Below are 19,394 nucleotides of genomic sequence, written 5' to 3'. Positions count from 1 at the left end.
AACACCAAAAACCCATCAAAAATGCCTCAGGAGGCCAGACGTGGCGCACCGCTTCAAGGTTCGCGAGATCGCCCAACAGTCCGGGCTGAGCGAGGCCACCGTCGACCGCGTCCTGAACGAGCGGCCCGGCGTTCGGGAGAACACCCGCGCCGAGGTCATGCAGGCGATATCCGATCTGGACAAGCAACGCGCTCAGCTGCGGTTGAGCGGACGGCGCTACCTGATCGATGTCGTCATGCAGACCCCGCAGCGGTTCTCCGATGCGTTCCGCGCCGCGGTCGAGGCCGAGTTGCCCGCCTTCGCGCCCGCGATGGTGCGGGCCCGGTTTCACCTATGGGAAGCGGGGTCGACGGGACAGATGGTCGACGCGTTGTGCCGTCTGCGCGGCAGTCACGGCGTGATCCTCAAGGCGCAGGATGAGCCCGAGGTGGCCGAGGCGATCGACCGGTTGGTGGACGGCGGCGTTCCCGTCGTGACGTATGCGACCGACGTTCCCGGCAGCGCCCGATGTTCCTATGTCGGCATCGATAATCACGGCGCAGGTGTGACCGCCGCCTATCTGATGGGGCAATGGCTGGGGGCGTCGCCGTCGGATGTGTTGATCACGCTCAGCCGCAACGCGTTCCGTGGCGAGGGGGAGCGCGAGGTCGGCTTCCGGTCGGCGCTGCGCGGCTCGGGGCGTCAGATCGTCGAGGTCAGCGACAGCGACGGAATCGACGCGAATAACGAACGGCTGGTGCTCGAGGCGCTCGAAGCCAACCCGGCCGTGGAGGCCGTCTACTCGGTCGGCGGTGGAAACGCCGCGACCGCCGCCGCGTTCGAGCGGCTCGGGCGTGACTGCCGGGTGTTCATCGCTCATGACCTGGACGCCGACAACCGGCGACTGTTGCGCGACGGCCGGATCTCCGTCGTGCTGCACAACGATCTGCGCGCCGACGCGCGGCTGGCGATGCGGTTGATCCTGCAGGAGCGCGGAGCGCTGCCCGTCGAGGCGGCACGTCCGGCTCCGATTCAGGTGATCACACCGTTCAACCTGCCGGCTTAGTGCGCGAAACGGAATTCCAGCACCGAAAGTTCGAGTACGGGGGTGCTGGAATTCCGTTTCGCGGGAATTGGTCGGGCGCTTGCGGTCGGGCGCAGGGTGCTAGCAACGAGCTACCAGTCGGTAACTTTTTCCTTAGAATTTTTTCGTCAGGGGGACGTGACGAATGACACACTTTTGTCTCATCGCGTCGCTGGACACGCCGCTGACCATCGCGTTTTTACCGGTGTCATCTGCAGGTAACCCGCGAGTCGGGTAAAAGGCTGCCTAAGAGAAGTGGTTTAATCGGTACTGCGAGTGACACCAAAATTGTGGACGCTGAAACGCGACTGAGGTACACGTCCGAACCGCACGAGAGGCAGGGGTTGTGAGCCCGAACGGCAACGGGGCCAGTCCGGCGGCTCGCCAAAAGCTCGAAAAGGTTGTCATTCGATTCGCAGGCGACTCGGGCGACGGCATGCAGCTGACCGGCGACCGGTTCACCACCGAGGCCGCTCTGTTCGGCAATGACCTTGCCACACAACCCAATTACCCCGCCGAGATCCGGGCACCAGCAGGCACTCTGCCCGGCGTCTCGTCGTTCCAGATCCAGATCGCCGACTACGACATCCTGACCGCAGGCGACCGTCCCGATGTCCTCGTGGCGATGAACCCGGCCGCGCTGAAGGCCAACATCTCCGACCTGCCCCGCGGCGGCCTGGTGATCGCCAACGCCGACGAGTTCACCAAGCGCAACCTCGCGAAGGTCGGCTACGAGGCCAATCCTCTCGAGACCGACGAGCTCTCCGACTACGTCGTGCAGCCCGTCGCGATGACGTCATTGACGCTCGGTGCGGTCGAGTCGATCGGCGCCTCCAAGAAAGACGGCCAACGCGCCAAGAACATGTTCGCGCTCGGCCTTTTGTCGTGGATGTACGGCCGCGAACTCGAGCACAGCGAGGCGTTCATCCGCGAGAAGTTCGCTCGCAAACCCGACATCGCCGAGGCCAACGTGCTGGCGTTGAAGGCGGGCTGGAACTACGGCGAGACCACGGAGGCATTCGCCAGCACGTACGAGGTGGCGCCCGCGAAGTTGAAGTCCGGCGACTACCGCCAGATTTCTGGCAATACCGCCCTGGCGTACGGCTTGGTCACCGCGGGCCAACTCGCCGACGTTCAACTGGTGCTCGGCACCTACCCGATCACTCCCGCCTCGGACATCCTGCACGAGCTTTCCAAACACAAGAACTTCAATATCCTCACGTTTCAGGCCGAGGACGAAATCGCGGGCATCGGCGCGGCGATCGGCGCTTCCTACGGCGGTGCGCTCGGCGTCACCAGCACGTCGGGCCCCGGTATCTCGTTGAAGTCGGAGGCCATCGGCCTGGCCGTGATGACTGAACTTCCGCTGATCGTCATCGACGTGCAGCGCGGCGGACCATCGACTGGTCTGCCCACCAAGACCGAACAGGCCGACCTGCTGCAGGCGATGTTCGGCCGCAACGGCGAGTCGCCGGTCGCAGTGATCGCGCCCCGGTCGCCGTCCGACTGCTTCGATGTGGCGGTCGAGGCCGCACGAATCGCCATCACCTACCACACCCCGGTGATGATCCTGTCCGACGGCGCGATCGCGAATGGCTCTGAGCCGTGGCAGATTCCCGATGTCAGCACCTATGCGCCGATCACGCACACCTTCGCAAAAACCGGGGAGCCGTTCCAGCCGTATGCTCGCGATCCCGAGACGCTGGCCCGTCAGTTCGCCGTCCCGGGCACACCGGGCCTGGAGCACCGCATCGGCGGTCTGGAAGCCGCGAACGGCTCGGGCAACATCTCCTACGAGCCGAAGAACCACGACTTGATGGTGCGGCTGCGCAAAGCGAAGATCGACGGCATCGCCGTGCCGGAGCTCGAGGTCGACGATCCGACGGGCGACGCGGAGCTGCTGATGATCGGCTGGGGCAGCTCGTACGGCCCGATCGGCGAGGCGTGCCGGCGGGCACGGCGCAAGGGCATCAAGGTCGCTCACGCGCAGCTTCGTAACCTCAACCCGTTCCCCGCCAACCTCGGCGAGGTGCTTCGGAGCTACCCGAACGTGGTACTGCCGGAGATGAACCTCGGCCAGTTGGCGCTGCTGCTGCGCGGCACGTTCCTGGTTGACGTGCAGTCGGTGACGAAGGTGGAAGGCATGGCGTTCCTGGCTGACGAAGTCGAGGACATCATCGAGGGCGCCCTCGATGGGACGCTGAGCGAAAAGGAAAGCGACAAGGCCAAGTTCGCCCGGCTGGCTGCGGCCACCGTGGAAACGGGCGTGGGAGCAGACACATGACCGACCTGATAGGTACAGACCTCGGCCTGACTCCGGGCACCGGCGGCGTACCGACGACCGACGAGCCGCAGAAAGCCAAGGACTTCACCAGTGACCAGGAGGTCCGGTGGTGCCCCGGTTGCGGCGACTACGTCATTCTCAACACGATTCGCAACTTCCTGCCGGAGTTGGGTCTGCGCCGAGAAAACATCGCCTTTGTCAGCGGCATCGGCTGCTCGAGCCGCTTTCCGTATTACCTGGAGACCTATGGCTTCCACTCGATCCACGGCCGCGCCCCGACGATCGCCACCGGTCTTGCTCTCGCCCGGCCGGATCTGTCGGTGTGGGTCGTCACCGGTGACGGCGATGCGCTGTCCATCGGCGGTAACCACCTGATCCACGCCCTGCGGCGCAACGTCAACATCACGATCCTGCTGTTCAACAACCGGATCTACGGCTTGACGAAGGGCCAGTACTCGCCAACGTCAGAGACCGGCAAGATCACCAAGTCGACGCCGATGGGCTCGCTGGATTACCCGTTCAACCCGGTGTCGCTGGCCTTGGGCGCCGAGGCGACGTTCGTCGGTCGCGCGTTGGACTCCGACCGCAAGGGCCTCAGCGAGGTGCTTCGTGGCGCCGCCCAGCATCGCGGCGCGGCGCTGGTCGAGATCATGCAGGACTGCCCGATCTTCAACGACGGCTCGTTCGATGCGTTGCGCAAGGAAGGCGCCGAGGAGCGTCTGATCAACCTGGCCCACGGTGAGCCGATCACCTTCGGGGCCGGCGGCGAGTACTGCGTCGTGAAGTCCGGATTCGGACTGGAGGTCGCGAAGACGGCCGACGTGACCGCCGATGCGATCGTGGTGCACGACGCGCACATCGACGATCCCGCCTATGCATTCGCGCTGTCTCGGCTCTCGGAACAGAACCTCGAGCACATGGTGATGGGCATCTTCCGTCAGGTCAGCAAGCCGACGTACGACGATGCGGCACGTCAGCAGGTCGCCGCGGCCCGCGATGCCAAGCCGCACGACACGGCTGCCCTGCAGTCGCTGCTGCGCGGTAGGGACACCTGGACCGTCGACTAATCTCATCGACGTGACATCGCCCGTGCCGCTCGCTGCTGTCGTACTGGCCGGCGGCGCGTCCCGCCGGATGGGCCGCGATAAGGCAACCCTCCCCTTCGAGGGTTCGACCATGGTCGAACTGGTCGTCTCGGCCCTGAGCGCCCGGTGCTCGCCGGTTTTTGTCATCGCGGCTCCCGGTCAACCGCTACCCGAACTGCAGGCCGAAGTCCTGCGCGACGAGGTGCGCGGGGTCGGCCCGCTGCTGGCGACTGGGCGTGGTCTGCGGGCGGCCGCGGATGCCGGATGTGAGCTGGCCTTTGTCTGCGCGGTCGACATGCCACACATGGAAACCGCGCTTATCGACGAGCTCGCAGAACACGCTGCCCGGCTTGGTGTCGACGTGGTCCTTCCATGGGACGGCCGCGACCACTACCTGGCCGGCGTGTACCGCACCGAGCTGGCTGATCGAGTCGACGTGCTGATCGAAGCGGGGGAGCGCAGCATGCGTGCGTTGGTGGACACCGTCGACACGCAACGCATCGTCATGCCGACACGACGGGCACTGACGAACGTCAACACCACCGCAGACTTGTCCTGAAGAGCGCGCCACAACCCCAGGCGATCTTCTAGCAAACTACTGAACCCGTCATTGCGATGCCATTTCATGCAATTGAAAATGCATTCTTTCGCTGAACCCCGTGATTGACCGGCGTTTCATTGGCCGTCGGCACCATGAGATCCCGCGTGGCGCCTGCATCGGGCGCGCGAAATCCACTGTCACCGTGCAGCATTGGGCTTGGTAGGGATGGAGGTCGGGCTGCCGACTTGGGCATGGCTGCCGCGAGCGGTGTCGATCGGCATTTAGGCGATGGCGGGATCGACGCATCACGTCTGCTGACCCGGCTGATCGGGTAGACGCAACGGCGTATCGGTGTCCCGAGTACGACGATCTCCGTTTGGAGACCAGAGACGCACTGCGGCTTCACGTTTCAGAAGCCGAATGCACACCCAATGCGATCGGCGATCCCGCAGCGGGATGCGCATACGCAGCCTGTAACCCCCAAACACCCTGTTCACCAACAACAGTCGCTAGCTACGCCTGAAAGTACGCAGCAGCGAACGTTTTCTGCTGAATGTGACGAAAGATCCTGCTGGCGGCCACTTCTGGGCGATCTACCCGCTAATTACTTGTTCTTTCAACCAATATCGGGTGTTCCAGGTCACAATAAACCAGTGATTTAGCTCACCTAGTTATGGCGCCGGCACCGGCACGGCTGTTAGGCCGACTCGCCGGTATGACCTGCGACGACCGTATGCCGCTGCAGCCGTGATCTGTCCGTGATCTAAGCGCGACACGTTCGTCACCGATATGACTTTGCCGAAATCGCTTTGTACGTTTCCAGGCGACTCAGAAATGAGCAAATAAATTCCAAACCACGAACCTGCGTGTGAGTGGGGCTGCGGACCGGGCGATCGCCTACTCCCGCGGCCGCCGGGCGTGACGTCCGGCGGGGTGATCTGTCACTTCCCCTGTCGTGCCTGACCGAGACGGCACGACCCGATTTTTCTGCCTCAACGGCATCAGCGCCTGCGCATGCGGGCGTTGTCGGCGCGCGCTTGGCGAAAGGAAAGTAGTGAAGAACATCCGCACAACGTTCGGTCTGGCCACCATCGCCGGTGCACTCGCGTTGGCACCGATGGCGCTGGCGACCGGCACCGCGAATGCGGACGGCGGCGTGAACTGGGACGCCGTCGCGGCATGCGAGTCGGGTAGCAACTGGCACACCGCCACCGGCAATGGCTACTACGGTGGCCTGCAGTTCACCATGGGGACCTGGCGCGCCAACGGTGGCGCGGGCTCACCGCACAAGGCTAGCCGTGAGGAGCAGATCCGGGTGGCCAACAACGTGCTGAAGAGTCAGGGCATCGGCGCCTGGCCGGTCTGCGGCAGGCGCGGCTGACACCCGCACGCTGCACACAACGCTGCACGCAATTAAGGGGTGCCGGGTCTTTTAAGGCCCGGCACCTTTCTTATTCTCAATAGCCCCATCTGTCACATCTGCCCCTTATCTAACATTCGTCTCCGTTTACTCATATTGCCCTTCTTCCTCATTTGCCACATCGCTAGCTGTGTCCTATCCCGTCCCGATAACGTGCAAATACCTCCCTTGTAACGTCTGACCCTCCTAACCCGAAAGTCCCACTAGTTGCAAGGTCGGGGAAGGACCAGCGTGATGAATAAACGCCATTCGTTCGTCCAGGCGGCGAGGAAGGCCGGCTGGCTCGTCGCAATTGCTGGGGCGCTCTTCCTTGCCCCATTGACGCTCTCAGCGGCCACTGCGAACGCCGACAGCCTCGATTGGGACGCAATCGCCCAGTGCGAGTCGGGCGGGAACTGGTCGACCAACACCGGAAACGGGCACTACGGCGGCCTGCAGTTCAAGTCCTCGACCTGGGCGTCCAATGGCGGAGTCGGCTCACCGTCGACGGCCTCCAGGGAAGAGCAGATCAGGGTCGCCGAGAATGTGCTTCGGACCCAAGGCCTGAAGGCATGGCCAACCTGCGGTTCGTCCGCAGGCGGACCCGCAGTGTGGAACGCATCCAGTCCGCTGAGGGGATGCGGCGCGATGCGGGGCGGCGCGGTGCTCGGACTGGTCGACCTGCGTCAGATCTGTTCGACGTTCCTCAGCCCGTTCGGCCTAGGCTGACGCCGCCGTCGGCGCCCTGAACGCCGACCTCGACGCCACCGTCGCCAGATGCCGGGTCAGCACCGCCTCCGGCACCAGCACCGTCGCACGACTGGCCAGGCCGCTCAGCAGTGCGGGTCGCAGGTTGACTACTCGTCCGATCATCGCCGACTCCCGGGTCAAAGCCTTGGTCCGTGGCTTGCGGTACGTCGCGAATCGCGCGAAAGCGGTAGGTAGATCGCTGCTCTGGTCGACGAAGGCGGCCAGAATCGCGGCGTCCTCCAGCCCTTGGCAGCCGCCCTGGCCGAGATGCGGACGCATCGGGTGGGCGGCATCGCCGACCAGAACGATCGGACCTTTCGACCACACGCGGGCCTCGTCACGGTCGTACAGGTCGTTGCGCAGGACGACGCTCGGATCGGTTGCAGCCAGCAGCGCAGGCATGGGCTCGGCCCATGACCCGAACCTGGTTTTCAAGTACTCCAGTTCGCCCGGTGACGCGACGCGACCCTCCTTCGCGCGCTCGGTTGCGAACCAGTAGGTGTGATCGGGGCCGAGCGGTACATGCCCGCATTCGCGTCCAGCGCCCAAGGTCTCACCGGCGAAATCTCGATTGATCGCGGCGTCGGCAATGCCGCGCCACGCGGTGTATCCGACGTAGCGGTTGCGCAGCTCGCCGTTCAGATGGCGGGCCACAACGGAGTGCGTGCCGTCGGCGCCGATCACAGCGGCGGCCTGTCGCGTGGTCGAATCGGAAAGTGTCACGCGCACACCGCCCTGCGCCATCTCGACGTTCGATGCAGTAGCCCCTGTTTGCACGGTGCCGCTCGCCAACGCGCCGGCCAGCACCTCGTTGAGGACGGACCGTCGGATCACCACCAGCGGCTCGCCGAGGGCCCTGACGATCCGCTCCTTCGATGGACGACGCAGCCACGTGCCGTCGTGCCAGCGCATCGCTCCCGCGGTCACCCGGCCGCCGGCACCCCGGACCGCGTCACCGAGTCCGATGTCATCAAGGGCGGCAAGGGCGTTGGGCCAGATGCTGATCCCGGCTCCGCTCGTGGCGTCGTTGCGGCTCTCGAGGACGCTGACGTCATGGCCACGGCGCTGCAGGGCGACCGCCGTCGCCAGACCCGCAATGCCCGCACCGATGACGAGGAACTGCTGTTGCGCCACCCGTCGAAGGTAGCGCCCCCGCCGCGCGTGGCTACAGGTCGAACACCAACAGCGTGCTGGTGGCCGTCGCCACCACCGCACCCGAGGCATCGGCGACGACACCCTCGGCGAAGCCCACCCGCGCTCCCGCCTTGACGACAGTTCCCGTCGCGGTCAGCAGTCCGCTGCTCAGCCGCACCGCCTTCAGGTAGTTCACCTTGATCTCGACCGACGTGTAGCCCTTGCCCTGCGGCAGGGTGCTGTGCACCGCGCATCCGGTGACCGAGTCCAGCAGCGTGCAGACCAGACCACCGTGGACGGCTCCGATCGGGTTGTATGCCGATTCGTCGGGCTCGCACGTGAAGACCACCCGTCCCGGGTCGGCCGAGACCATCTCAAAGCGCATCAGGCCTGCGATCGGCGGCTGAGGCAGTTCACTGGCTGCGATGGCCCGCAAGTAGTCGACTCCGGCCATCGACAGGCCCTTGGCGGTGCTCGGCCCTGGTTCGTGCCATGTGACGGTGCGCGATCGCTGCGGTCCCCAGTCCTCGCGTGTGGCGGCGTCGGCCAGCTCTGCGGTCAAGGTGATCCCTTCACTTTCAGCGCGCTCATCGGTCGGTATCTGCGTTGTCGATCGGGGTCGTCGGACGCGACGGCGTAACGCCGTCCCCATTCGAGGAGGGCGTCGAGAACCGGCATGAGTGCGTCGCCGGAGTCGGTGAGCCGGTATTCGTAGCGGACCGGCCCGTCGTGGTACGGGGTCCGTGCGACGACGCCTGCGCGTTCGAGAGCCTTGAGTCGGGCCGCGATGCGGTCCCGCGGCGCGCCGGTGCCCGCGACGATGTCGCCGAAGCGGGTGGCCCCGAGCGCAATCTCGCGTACGACGAGCAGTGCCCATCGTTCACCGACGAGACCGAGCGCTGCCGCGATCGGGCAGGGCCTGCCGGGAAGGTCGGCCAGCGCGACGTTGTCCATGCCGCCAGTGTGCCCGTCGTGAGTTTGAAAATCAAACTGACTACAGCTGTGCTACGAACGTCGCATGACCGAAACCCCATTCGGCGATCTCGACGACTTCTTCGCCCTTGCGCGAGTCTCCGGCCTGGCCGTCTCACCAGACGGCTCGCGCGTCGTGACCACCGTCAGCGAGCTCAACGAGAAGCGCACCGAATACGTCACCGCGATCTGGGAACTCGACCCGAAGGGTGTGGCACCGCGCCGCCGCTTGACCAGAGGGGCCAAGGGCGAGTCGGCGCCTGCGTTCACATCCAACGGTGACCTGTTGTTCGTCGCGGTACGTCCGACCGACGACGACGACAAGCCGCCCGCGGCGCTGTGGAGCCTTCCTGCGGCCGGCGGCGAGGCTGTCGAGGTGCTTACGGCGGCAGGCGGCGTCGACGTGGTTAAGACGGCACGCGACGAAGCGACGGCGGTGGTACGTGCGCCGCTGCTGCCGTCGGCGCGCAGTTTCGAAGACGATCATCGGCTACGGGATCTGCGCAAGGACAACAAGATCACCGCGATTCTGCACGCCGGATATCCGATCCGGCACTGGGACAAGGATCTCGGCCCGGGCGCGCCGCACCTGCTCGCACTGAACCTCGCCGACGACGCCAATCCGACCGATCTCACACCGCGGCCCGCCGGTGCCCTGCGCGACGCCGACTTCGACGTCAGCCCCGACGGCAGCTTCGTGGTGACGTCATGGCAGCGACCCGCGCCGGGTCCGTCACAACGATCGGTGCTCGTCCGCGTCGACCTGGCGTCCGGCGAACACTCCGTCATCGCCGACGAACCGGAGGCCGATCTATGGAGTCCGACCGTTTCACCCGACGGGACGGCCGTGGCGTTCATCCGGGAGTCATACTCGACGCCGCAGCATGCACCTCGAATCAGCCTGCGCTACATGCGGTTCGGTGAGCCGCCGGCAGAGCTCGTCGCCGACTGGGATCGCTGGCCGACGTCTGTCACGTTCTCGCGCGACGGCGGTGCACTGCTGGTCACCGCAGATGACAGCGGCCGCTGCCCGGTGTTCCGACTCGACATCGCCGCCGGCGAGATCGAGCCGTTGACGACCGACGACTACGCCTACACGGACGTGACGGCCGCACCAGAGGGCATCGTCTACGCGCTGCGGAGTTCGTACGCCTGCCCACCGCACCCGGTGCGAATCGACCCCGACGGCACCGTCACACCGCTGCCTTGTGTCGAGCACCCCCGGCTGCCCGGTTCACTCACAGAGGTGCGGACAACCGCCGACGACGGTACGTCGGTGCGATCGTGGTTGGTGCTGCCCGAGAGGGAAGTGCCCGCACCCCTTGTTCTTTGGGTTCACGGGGGACCGCTGAACAGCTGGAACTCCTGGCACTGGCGATGGAACCCATGGGTGCTCGCCGCCCGCGGATACGCGGTGCTGCTTCCGGATCCGGGGCTTTCGACCGGCTACGGCCAGGACTTCATCCAACGGGGCTGGGGCGCATGGGGCGGTGCGCCGTTCGAGGATCTGATGGCCGCCACCGACGCCGCGTGTGCCCATCCGCGCATCGATGCGTCCCACACCGCCGTGATGGGCGGTTCCTTTGGCGGGTACATGGCCAACTGGATTGCCGGCCACACCGACCGGTTCGACGCCATCGTCAGCCACGCCAGCCTGTGGGCGCTCGACCAGTTCAACTCCACTACCGACGCCGCCTACTACTGGCTGCGCGAGATGACGCGTGAGGCGGCCGAGGCCAACTCACCGCACCGATTCGTCGCCGATATCCGCACGCCGATGCTCGTCATCCACGGCGACAAGGACTACCGCGTCCCGATCGGCGAGGCACTCCGGCTGTGGTATGAGCTGCTCAGCGAATCAGGTTTACCCGCCGCCGACGACGGTACGAGCCCACACCGGTTCCTCTACTTTCCCTCGGAGAACCACTGGGTGCTCTCACCACAACACGCCAAAATCTGGTACCAGGTGGTCATCGCGTTCCTTGGCCGGCACGTGCTGGGTGAGGACATCGAACCGCCCGAGACGCTCGGGTAGCGTCGGAAGCCATGGGTCCCACAGGCATGAGCAACCGTGAGTTCGACATCGTCGTGTACGGCGCGACCGGGTTCGTCGGAAAGCTGACCGCGCAGTACCTGGCCAGCGCCGGCCGCGACGCACGCGTTGCGCTTGCAGGCCGTTCGCAGGACAAGCTGCAGGCGGTGAGGGAGACGCTGGGGGAGTCGGCGCAGTCCTGGTCGCTCATCACGGCGGATGCCTCGCAGCCCTCGACGCTCGATGCGATGGCCGCGCGGACACAGGTCGTGGTGACGACTGTCGGACCGTACAACCGCTACGGGCTGCCGCTTGTCGCCGCATGTGCCGCCGCCGGCACCGATTACGCGGATCTCACCGGTGAACCGATGTTCATGCGCGAAAGCATTGACCATTACCACAAACAGGCCAAGGACACCGGAGCGCGGATCGTACATGCATGCGGATTCGACTCGGTCCCTTCCGATCTCAGCGTTTACGCGCTGTACCGACGGGCGTGCGACGACGACGCAGGCGATTTGTTGGACACCACCTTCGTGGTCCGGAGGATGGCCGGCGGGCTTTCTGGCGGCACCGTCGCGTCGATCACGGATGTGTTGCGGGCGGCGTCGGGTGATCCGGAGATTCGACGTCAGCTCGAAGATCCGTACACCCTCACCCCGGACCGGGCGGCCGAGCCCGAGTTCGGTGCCCAGCCCGACTATCCGTGGCGGCGCGGCGCTCAAATCGCGCCGGAGCTGGACGGCATTTGGACCACGGGATTCATGATGGCGTCGACGAATACACGAGTTGTCAGACGTAGCAACGCATTACAGGACTGGGCGTACGGCGCGCGGTTCCGCTATTCTGAGTGTCAGAGTGTGGGGTCCTCGGCGCTGGCGCCGGTCGCCTCGGCGATCGCTTCGGGCGTTGGCGCAGTCGCCACCGGGTTGGGTAGTCGGTATCTTGACAAGGTGCCGGAGCGCTTGGTGGACCGCATCGTTCCCAAGTCGGGCACCGGCCCGAGCGAACGCACCCGCGAGCGCGGCCACTACACGATCGAGACGTACACAACGACGACGAACGGGGCGAGATATCGGGCCACCATGTCCCAGCAGGGCGACCCTGGCTACAAGGCCACCTCGGTGTTGCTCGGCGAAAGCGGTTTGGCGCTGGCACTGGATCGAAACAAACTTTCCGGTCTGCTCGGCGTATTGACGCCTGCGGCGGCGATGGGCGATGCGTTACTCGCTCGATTCCGCGCTGCCGGTGTGTCATTGGGAATCGACCGGCTGAATTGACCTGCCAGCGCTGAACACCTGTTATCCAAGATCAAAGCGACTAGTGTCGTGCCCGGCATGCGATAACCAGCAATGAAGGTGGACATGACAATGGCAGGTCTCGACGAACTCTTCGCGCAGATCCCGGTACAGGACATCGCGAGCAAAGTCGGCGCGGATGAGGGCGAGGTGAACAACGCCATCAGAACGTTGGTGCCTGCACTCGTCGGCGGTCTGGCGCAGAACGTCGAGTCGAACGACATCGACTCGAGCAAGCTCGAATCCGCCGTGGCGCGACAGGGCGAAAGCGGCCTGCTCGACGGTGGCGTCAACGTGGACCAGGTCGACGAGAAGGAGGGCGACAACCTCGTTGCGCACCTCTTCGGGGGCAACGACAGCAACGCCGTCGCGTCTGCGCTCGGTGGTACCGGCGCAGGCAGCAGTGATCTGATCAAGAAGCTGCTGCCGATTCTCGCCCCGATCGTGCTGGCCTATATCGGCAAGCAGCTCACCAAGGGCTCGGCTTCGGCGCCCGCCCAGCAGCCCCAGGCACAGTCGGCAGGCGGCGGCGGCCTCGGCGACATCCTGGGCAGCATCCTCGCCGGCGCCGGTGGAGGCGCCGGTGCCGGTGCCGGTGGAGGCGCCGGTGGCGGTGGCGGGAACAATCCGCTCGGCAGCATCCTCGGCAGCGTGATAGGCGGAGGGCAGGGCGGCGCGATCGGCGACATCCTCGGCGGGCTGCTCGCCGGCAAGAAGTAGCCACGCAGGGGCGGGCGCGCCGCACTCCATAGAATGGCGCGGTGACCGCCAGCCCGAAGCCATCCACGGACGCCCTGCCCAAAACCTGGGAACCGGGCGCGGTGGAGGGCGAGCTCTATCAGGGCTGGGTGGACGCCAGATACTTCACGGCCGATCCGGCGAGCGACAGGCCGCCGTATTCGATTGTGCTGCCGCCGCCCAATGTCACCGGCAGCCTGCACATGGGGCATGCGCTCGACCACACACTGATGGATGCGCTGACCCGGCGAAAGCGGATGCAGGGCTACGAGGTGCTGTGGCTGCCGGGCATGGACCATGCGGGCATCGCGACCCAGTCCGTCGTCGAGAAGCAGCTGGCAGTAGACGGCAAGACGAAGGAAGACTTCGGCCGCGAACTGTTCGTCGACAAGGTCTGGGACTGGAAGCGCGATTCGGGCGGCACGATCGGCGGCCAGATGCGCAGGCTCGGCGACGGTGTGGACTGGAGCCGCGACCGCTTCACCATGGACGACGGCCTGTCCCGCGCGGTGCGCACGATCTTCAAGCGGCTCTTCGACGCCGGGCTGATCTACCAAGCCGAACGACTGGTGAACTGGTCGCCGGTGCTGGAGACCGCCATCTCCGACCTGGAGGTCTCCTACTCCGACGTCGAGGGCGAGTTGGTTTCGTTCACCTACGGATCGCTCGATGACGCCGAACCTCACATCGTGGTGGCCACCACGCGCCTCGAGACGATGCTCGGTGACACCGCCATCGCGGTGCACCCCGACGACGACCGCTACCGCGACCTCGTCGGCAAGACGCTGCCGCACCCTTTCGTCACCGGCCGCGAGTTGATCGTCGTCGCCGACGAACATGTCGACCCCGAATTCGGCACCGGCGCAGTCAAAGTCACGCCAGCGCACGATCCGAACGACTTCGACATCGGGCTGCGACACAAGCTGCCGATGCCGACAATGATGGATACCAAGGGCCGGATCGCCGACACCGGAACGCAATTCGACGGCATGGACCGGTTCGACGCCCGCGTCGCGGTTCGCGAGGCGCTGGCCGCCGAGGGCCGGATCGTCGAAGAGAAGCGGCCGTATCTGCACAGCGTCGGGCATTCCGAGCGCAGCGGAGAACCCATCGAGCCCAGGCTGTCGCTGCAGTGGTGGGTCAAGGTCGAGTCACTGGCCACAGCGGCAGGTGACGCGGTGCGCAACGGGCACACCGCTATTCATCCGCCGAGCCTCGAGCCTCGCTGGTTCGCCTGGGTCGACAACATGCACGACTGGTGTATATCCCGCCAGCTGTGGTGGGGGCATCGCATCCCGATCTGGCACGGTCCCGAGGGCCAGACCGTCTGCGTCGGACCCGATGAGGCGCCACCCGAGGGCTGGGAGCAAGACCCCGACGTGCTGGATACCTGGTTCTCTTCGGCGCTGTGGCCGTTCTCCACGATGGGCTGGCCCGATCACACTCCCGAACTGGCCAAGTTCTATCCGACCAGTGTCCTGGTCACCGGCTACGACATTCTGTTTTTCTGGGTGGCCAGGATGATGATGTTCGGCCAGTTCGTCTCGTCGGATCCGGCGATCACCCAGGACGGCGCGCGCGGTCCGCAGGTGCCGTTCGAAAACGTGTTCCTGCACGGGCTGATTCGCGACGAGTTCGGCAAGAAGATGAGCAAGTCGCGGGGCAACGGTATCGATCCGCTCGACTGGGTGGAGATCTTCGGCGCGGACGCGCTTCGGTTCACCCTCGCCCGCGGCGCTAGCCCCGGCGGTGACCTGTCCATCGGTGAGGACCACGCCAGGGCGTCGCGGAACTTCGCCACCAAATTGTTCAACGCCACCCGCTTCGCGCTGATGAACGGGGCCAGCCCCGCGCCGCTGCCCGCCGCTGCCGATCTGACCGACGCCGACCGCTGGATCCTTGGCCGGGCCGAAGAGGTTCGCGCCGAAGTGGATTCGGCGCTCGACAACTATGAGTTCAGCCGCGGGTGTGAAGCGCTGTACCACTTCGCCTGGGATGAGTTCTGCGACTGGTACCTCGAACTCGCCAAGGTGCAGTTGGCCGAGGGAATTTTTCATACCACGGCTGTGCTCGCAGCGGTTCTGGACACGCTCTTGAAGCTTCTGCATCCGGTGATGCCGTTCGTCACCGAGACACTGTGGAAGGCACTCACGGGGGGCGAATCGCTGGTCATCGCCGAGTGGCCCACCCCGTCCGGCTTCGCCGTCGACCTCGTTGCGGCTCAACGCATCACCGATATGCAGAAGCTGGTCACCGAGGTGCGACGGTTCCGCAGCGATCAGGGACTCGCCGACCGGCAGAAGGTGCCCGCACGGTTGACGAATGTCTCCGCGGCCGATCTCGACTCGCAGATTCCTGCGGTCACATCGCTGGCATGGCTGACGCCGGCTTCGGACGGATTCGCTCCGACGGCCTCGGTCGAGGTGCGGCTGAGCCGTGGCACCGTCGCGGTTGAGCTCGATACTTCAGGCACCGTGGACGTCGCCGCCGAGCGTCGCAGGCTCGAAAAGGATCTGGCCGCTGCCGAGAAGGAACTCAAAGGCACCACCGCCAAACTCGACAACGAGGCCTTCCTGGCGAAGGCGCCCGTCGATGTCGTCGACAAGATCCGCGGCCGCCAGCAGCTGGCCAAAGAGGAAGTCGACCGAATCACGGCAAGGCTGGCTTCTCTTCGATGACCGAGCCCGTCCCGACGCCGGACGAAATCGCCTCGCTGCTTCAGGTGGAGCATCTGCTGGACCAGCGGTGGCCCGAGACCAGACTCGAACCGAGTACGGCCCGCATCTCAGCGTTGATGGAGCTGCTCGGCTCGCCGCAGCGCGGGTATCCGTCGATCCACATCGCGGGCACCAACGGAAAGACGTCGGTGGCGCGCATGGTCGATGCGCTCCTCACCGCACTGCATCGACGGACCGGCCGCACGACCAGCCCGCACCTGCAGTCCGCCGTCGAGCGCATTGCTATCGACAACAAGCCGATCACGCCTGCGCAGTATGTGGCGACGTACGAAGAGATCGAACCGTTCGTCGAGCTGGTCGACAAGCAGTCCGAAGCGGCCGGGGGGCCGGCGATGAGCAAGTTCGAGGTCGTGACCGCCATGGCGTTCGCGGCCTTCGCCGACGCGCCGATCGACGTCGCGGTCGTGGAGGTCGGAATGGGCGGACGCTGGGACGCCACCAACGTCGTCGACGCCCCGGTAGCCGTGATCACTCCCATCGGTGTCGACCACACCGAGTACCTGGGAACCGAAATCGCCGATATCGCCGCCGAGAAGGCGGGCATCATCGTCAGGCAGAAGGACGATCTGGCGCCGGTTGACACGGTGGCGGTGATCGGCAGGCAGGTGCCTGAGGCAATGGAGGTGGTGCTGGCCCAAACGGTAGCGGCCGACGCCGCAGTCGCTCGGGAGGATTCCGAGTTCGCGGTGCTGGGCCGGCAAGTAGCGGTCGGGGGCCAAGTGCTCGAGCTGCAGGGCCTCGGCGGGGTGTACTCCGAGATATTCCTTCCCCTGCACGGCGAACATCAGGCCCACAACGCCGTCATCGCGTTAGCTGCCGTCGAGGCGTTCTTCGGCGCGGGCGCGGAACGGCAACTCGACATCGATGTCGTCCGCGCCGGTTTCGCGGCCGCCGTCAGCCCTGGACGACTGGAGCGAATGCGCAGCGCCCCAACGGTTTTCATTGACGCCGCCCACAACCCGGCCGGTGCGGCGGCTTTGGCGCAGACGCTGGCCGACGAGTTCGACTTTCATTTCGTCGTCGGAATCGTTTCGGTGATGGCCGAAAAGGACGTCGACGGCATTCTGGCCGCGCTCGAACCGGCCTTCGACCAGATCATCGTGACCAACAACGGTTCGCCGCGCGCCCTGGACGTCGAGAGCCTCGCGACGCGAACCGAGGAGCGATTCGGACCGGAGCGAGTGATCGCATCTGCCAACCTGCCCGACGCCATCGAGACCGCGACCGCGCTTGTCGAGGAGGCTGGACATGGCGGCGAAGGCTTCTCCGGCAGTGGCGTCGTCATCACCGGGTCGGTCGTCACCGCAGGCGCGGCCCGCACGCTTTTCGGACGGGACCCCGAATGAGCGATCAGCCAGACGGGCCCGCCGGGCCGGACCCCTGGAAGAGCTTCCGAGGGGTGATGGCGGGCACCTTGATCCTGGAAGCCATCGTGGTGCTGCTCGCGCTACCCGTCGTCTCGAAGGCCGACGGCGGGCTGACGGCGATCACCGGCACCTACCTGATCGGCCTGGCGGTTGTGCTGGTGCTGCTGGCCGGACTGCAGGGCCGAGCCTGGGCGATCTGGGTGAATCTCGGTATTCAGGTGGCGCTTGTCGCCGGATGGGCCGTGTCTGGTGCCGTCGGCTTCATCGGCCTGGTCTTCGCCGGCGTCTGGCTGCTCATTTTTTATCTGCGTAGCGAAGTGAGGCGCCGCGAAGCGCAGGGCCTGCTGCCAGGCCAACAACCCCCGCCCGATTAATTTCGGCGAACGAGAACTGGGGTAGCCAACTACCCTGCATCACTGCCGCGGAAGTGTCATTGTTGTGCCCAGCGGACCCCCTTGAATCCATAGGGAAGCAACAATGAATTACCGAAGGGACTTCGACCCCACGCCTCAAGACGGGGCGCCGACGATGGCCGCCCCTGCGGCCGGTCAGCAGCCGGGGGCCTGGCCCCAGCAGGCTCCCTACAGCGAACCCGGTCCGTATCCGTCGTACGGCCAGCAGCCTGGCGGCGTGTATCACCAACAGCAGCCACCGCCCTACGGCCAGCAGGTACTGGTTGCGCCACCGTCGCCGTTGCCGAGCCAGTCGGTCATCGTGCAGCAATACGCGCCTCGTCAGCAGGTTCGGCGGCAGCAGGCGCACATACCTCGTGTAGCGCCGTCGAACCCCTCTGGCGTCGCCCCGGCACCGGTCTCTCCGAATTCGCCTGCGCCAGGACCGAATCCAAACCCCAATCCGAACCCTGAGCAGAAGCAGGATCCCGACCCGGAGAAGAAGCAGACTCCCGGCGATCCGGAGCAGAAGCAGACTCCCGGCGATCCGAAAGACCCGGAAACCGGCGCGGACCCGGGTGGCAAGCAGACTCCGCCGGATCACAACCCGGGCGATCCGGAGAACCCGACGCCGGACGACCTGCTGTGCCATCCGAACCCGCCGGGGAGCACGGGAAACCAAAAGGCGCCGGCGCCCGCGCCGTAGGACTTGGAGAAACCATGAATCACCCACAGAACTTCGACCCGACCCAGCGGATTTCGGATCGCACGCAGCAGCTAGGGGACCGCACCCAGCAGCTGGGAGATCGGACCAACCAGCTGTCGCCCCCGACGGTGGCGACGCCCGCCGCGCCGCAGCCGCCGCAGCCCACTGCCTGGTCCGAACCGGGCTCATACGAAGGCGGCGGTTACTCATACGGCGAAGCCCCGACCGACAATTACTACGACCAGCCGCAGCAGCCGTACTACGAGCAGCCGCCCCAGCAATACGGACCGCCGCCACCCGCATACGGCCCACAGCCGATGGCTATGCCGCCGGCACCGCCCATGCCGTGGTACCGAAAGCCAGGCGTCCTGTTCGGCGGAGCCGCGGCGGCCGCGCTGTTGGCGGTGGCCGCCCTAATCGCGACATGGCAGATGACCGGGGTGTCGACGACGCCGGCCAACACGACAGGCACACCGTCGCAACAGGTGCAGGTGCCGCTTGCGCCCGCGCCGGTGCAGCAGGCGCCCGCGCCCGCCGCGCCGCCTGCGCCGAGCCCGCCGGTCGTCGTGCAGCAGCCGGCGCCCAGGCAACAGGCGCCTCGACAGCAGGCGCCCGCTCCTCGCCTCGCGCCGAACAATCCGGTGCCACGACAAGCGCCGGTCGCACCCGTACCGAACCCGAACCCGGTGGTGCCCCCGCCGGTGGATGAGAAGAAGGTCCCGGCACCGGTGGATGAGAAGAAGGTCCCGCCGCCGGTCGACGGGAAGCAGGTCCCGCCGCCGGTCGACGGGAAGCAGGTCCCGCCGCCGGTTGAGAAGCAGGTCCCGCCGCCGGTTGAGAAGCAGGTCCCGCCGCCGGTTGAGAAGCAGGTCCCGCCGCCGGTTGAGAAGCAGGC

15 protein-coding genes and 2 pseudogenes are annotated in these 19,394 nt (G+C 65.9%); 14 read left to right on the top strand and 3 right to left on the bottom strand.

The features are described from left to right. Positions 1 to 40: 40 nt before the first annotated feature. From QOJ24_RS08820 to QOJ24_RS08795, 6 genes and pseudogenes are all read left to right on the top strand, one after another. Complete coding sequence (locus tag QOJ24_RS08820; protein WP_526260605.1) at positions 41 to 1,045, top strand: LacI family DNA-binding transcriptional regulator; 1,005 nt, start codon at positions 41 to 43, stop codon at positions 1,043 to 1,045. Positions 1,046 to 1,409: 364 nt separating this feature from the next. Further along, positions 1,410 to 3,347: a 2-oxoacid:acceptor oxidoreductase subunit alpha gene (locus QOJ24_RS08815; RefSeq protein WP_526260604.1), complete on the top strand. Its 1,938-nt coding sequence runs from the start codon at positions 1,410 to 1,412 to the stop codon at positions 3,345 to 3,347. Continuing rightward, on the top strand, positions 3,344 to 4,414 hold the full coding sequence (locus QOJ24_RS08810; protein ID WP_526260603.1) for a thiamine pyrophosphate-dependent enzyme: 1,071 nt from the start codon (positions 3,344 to 3,346) through the stop codon (positions 4,412 to 4,414). Before QOJ24_RS08815 ends, QOJ24_RS08810 begins: the two co-directional genes overlap by 4 nt. Before the next feature lie 10 nt (positions 4,415 to 4,424). Next, the gene (gene mobA / locus QOJ24_RS08805; RefSeq protein ID WP_526260602.1) at positions 4,425 to 4,991 is read left to right on the top strand and encodes a molybdenum cofactor guanylyltransferase; all 567 of its coding nucleotides are present in this window, start codon (positions 4,425 to 4,427) and stop codon (positions 4,989 to 4,991) included. A gap of 1,138 nt (positions 4,992 to 6,129) precedes the next feature. Then, positions 6,130 to 6,354 (top strand): annotated as a pseudogene (locus tag QOJ24_RS08800) (transglycosylase family protein); the annotation flags it as partial. 273 nt (positions 6,355 to 6,627) lie between these two features. After that, entirely contained in the window at positions 6,628 to 7,101 is a 474-nt protein-coding gene (locus QOJ24_RS08795) for a transglycosylase family protein (RefSeq protein WP_526260601.1), read from the top strand. Here the strand turns inward: QOJ24_RS08795 and QOJ24_RS08790 are convergent. Genes QOJ24_RS08790 through QOJ24_RS08780 form a run of 3 tightly spaced genes read right to left on the bottom strand, consistent with a single transcriptional unit; the run spans position 7,093 to position 9,210 of the window. Beyond that, entirely contained in the window at positions 7,093 to 8,256 is a 1,164-nt protein-coding gene (locus tag QOJ24_RS08790; protein ID WP_526260600.1) for an FAD-dependent oxidoreductase, read from the bottom strand. The two genes, QOJ24_RS08795 and QOJ24_RS08790, sit on opposite strands and share 9 nt — an antisense overlap. Before the next feature lie 31 nt (positions 8,257 to 8,287). After that, a complete protein-coding gene (locus QOJ24_RS08785; RefSeq protein ID WP_526260599.1) occupies positions 8,288 to 8,818 on the bottom strand; it encodes a PaaI family thioesterase in 531 nt (176 codons plus the stop codon). Next, the gene (locus QOJ24_RS08780; RefSeq protein WP_526260598.1) at positions 8,815 to 9,210 is read right to left on the bottom strand and encodes a winged helix-turn-helix transcriptional regulator; all 396 of its coding nucleotides are present in this window, start codon (positions 9,208 to 9,210) and stop codon (positions 8,815 to 8,817) included. The genes QOJ24_RS08785 and QOJ24_RS08780 overlap by 4 nt, the downstream gene beginning before the upstream one ends. Positions 9,211 to 9,274: 64 nt before the next feature. Here QOJ24_RS08780 and QOJ24_RS08775 point away from each other — a divergent pair, with 64 nt between their 5' ends. The 8 genes and pseudogenes from QOJ24_RS08775 to QOJ24_RS08740 all read left to right on the top strand — a co-directional run. After that, positions 9,275 to 11,263: a S9 family peptidase gene (locus QOJ24_RS08775; protein WP_526260597.1), complete on the top strand. Its 1,989-nt coding sequence runs from the start codon at positions 9,275 to 9,277 to the stop codon at positions 11,261 to 11,263. Between the two features lie 11 nt (positions 11,264 to 11,274). Continuing rightward, positions 11,275 to 12,540, top strand: a complete 1,266-nt coding sequence (locus QOJ24_RS08770) for a saccharopine dehydrogenase family protein (protein ID WP_526260596.1) — start codon at positions 11,275 to 11,277, stop codon at positions 12,538 to 12,540. Between the two features lie 90 nt (positions 12,541 to 12,630). Beyond that, complete coding sequence (locus QOJ24_RS08765) at positions 12,631 to 13,278, top strand: DUF937 domain-containing protein (RefSeq protein ID WP_526260632.1); 648 nt, start codon at positions 12,631 to 12,633, stop codon at positions 13,276 to 13,278. Between the two features lie 41 nt (positions 13,279 to 13,319). Beyond that, entirely contained in the window at positions 13,320 to 15,974 is a 2,655-nt protein-coding gene (locus QOJ24_RS08760) for a valine--tRNA ligase (protein WP_526260595.1), read from the top strand. Continuing rightward, complete coding sequence (folC, locus tag QOJ24_RS08755; RefSeq protein WP_526260594.1) at positions 15,971 to 17,380, top strand: bifunctional tetrahydrofolate synthase/dihydrofolate synthase; 1,410 nt, start codon at positions 15,971 to 15,973, stop codon at positions 17,378 to 17,380. Before QOJ24_RS08760 ends, folC begins: the two co-directional genes overlap by 4 nt. Beyond that, entirely contained in the window at positions 17,377 to 17,775 is a 399-nt protein-coding gene (locus QOJ24_RS08750; protein ID WP_526260593.1) for a DUF4233 domain-containing protein, read from the top strand. The genes folC and QOJ24_RS08750 overlap by 4 nt, the downstream gene beginning before the upstream one ends. Positions 17,776 to 17,878: 103 nt before the next feature. Further along, positions 17,879 to 18,499: a hypothetical protein gene (locus tag QOJ24_RS08745; protein WP_526260592.1), complete on the top strand. Its 621-nt coding sequence runs from the start codon at positions 17,879 to 17,881 to the stop codon at positions 18,497 to 18,499. A gap of 14 nt (positions 18,500 to 18,513) precedes the next feature. Then, positions 18,514 to 19,394, top strand: a pseudogene (locus tag QOJ24_RS08740) (hypothetical protein); the annotation flags it as partial.

This window comes from Mycobacterium sp., assembly GCF_032159775.1.
In the GTDB taxonomy this organism is placed as follows: Bacteria; Actinomycetota; Actinomycetes; order Mycobacteriales; family Mycobacteriaceae; genus Mycobacterium.
Note: the sequence above shows the minus strand (reverse complement) of the source record. Positions and strands in the feature narration are given on the sequence as shown.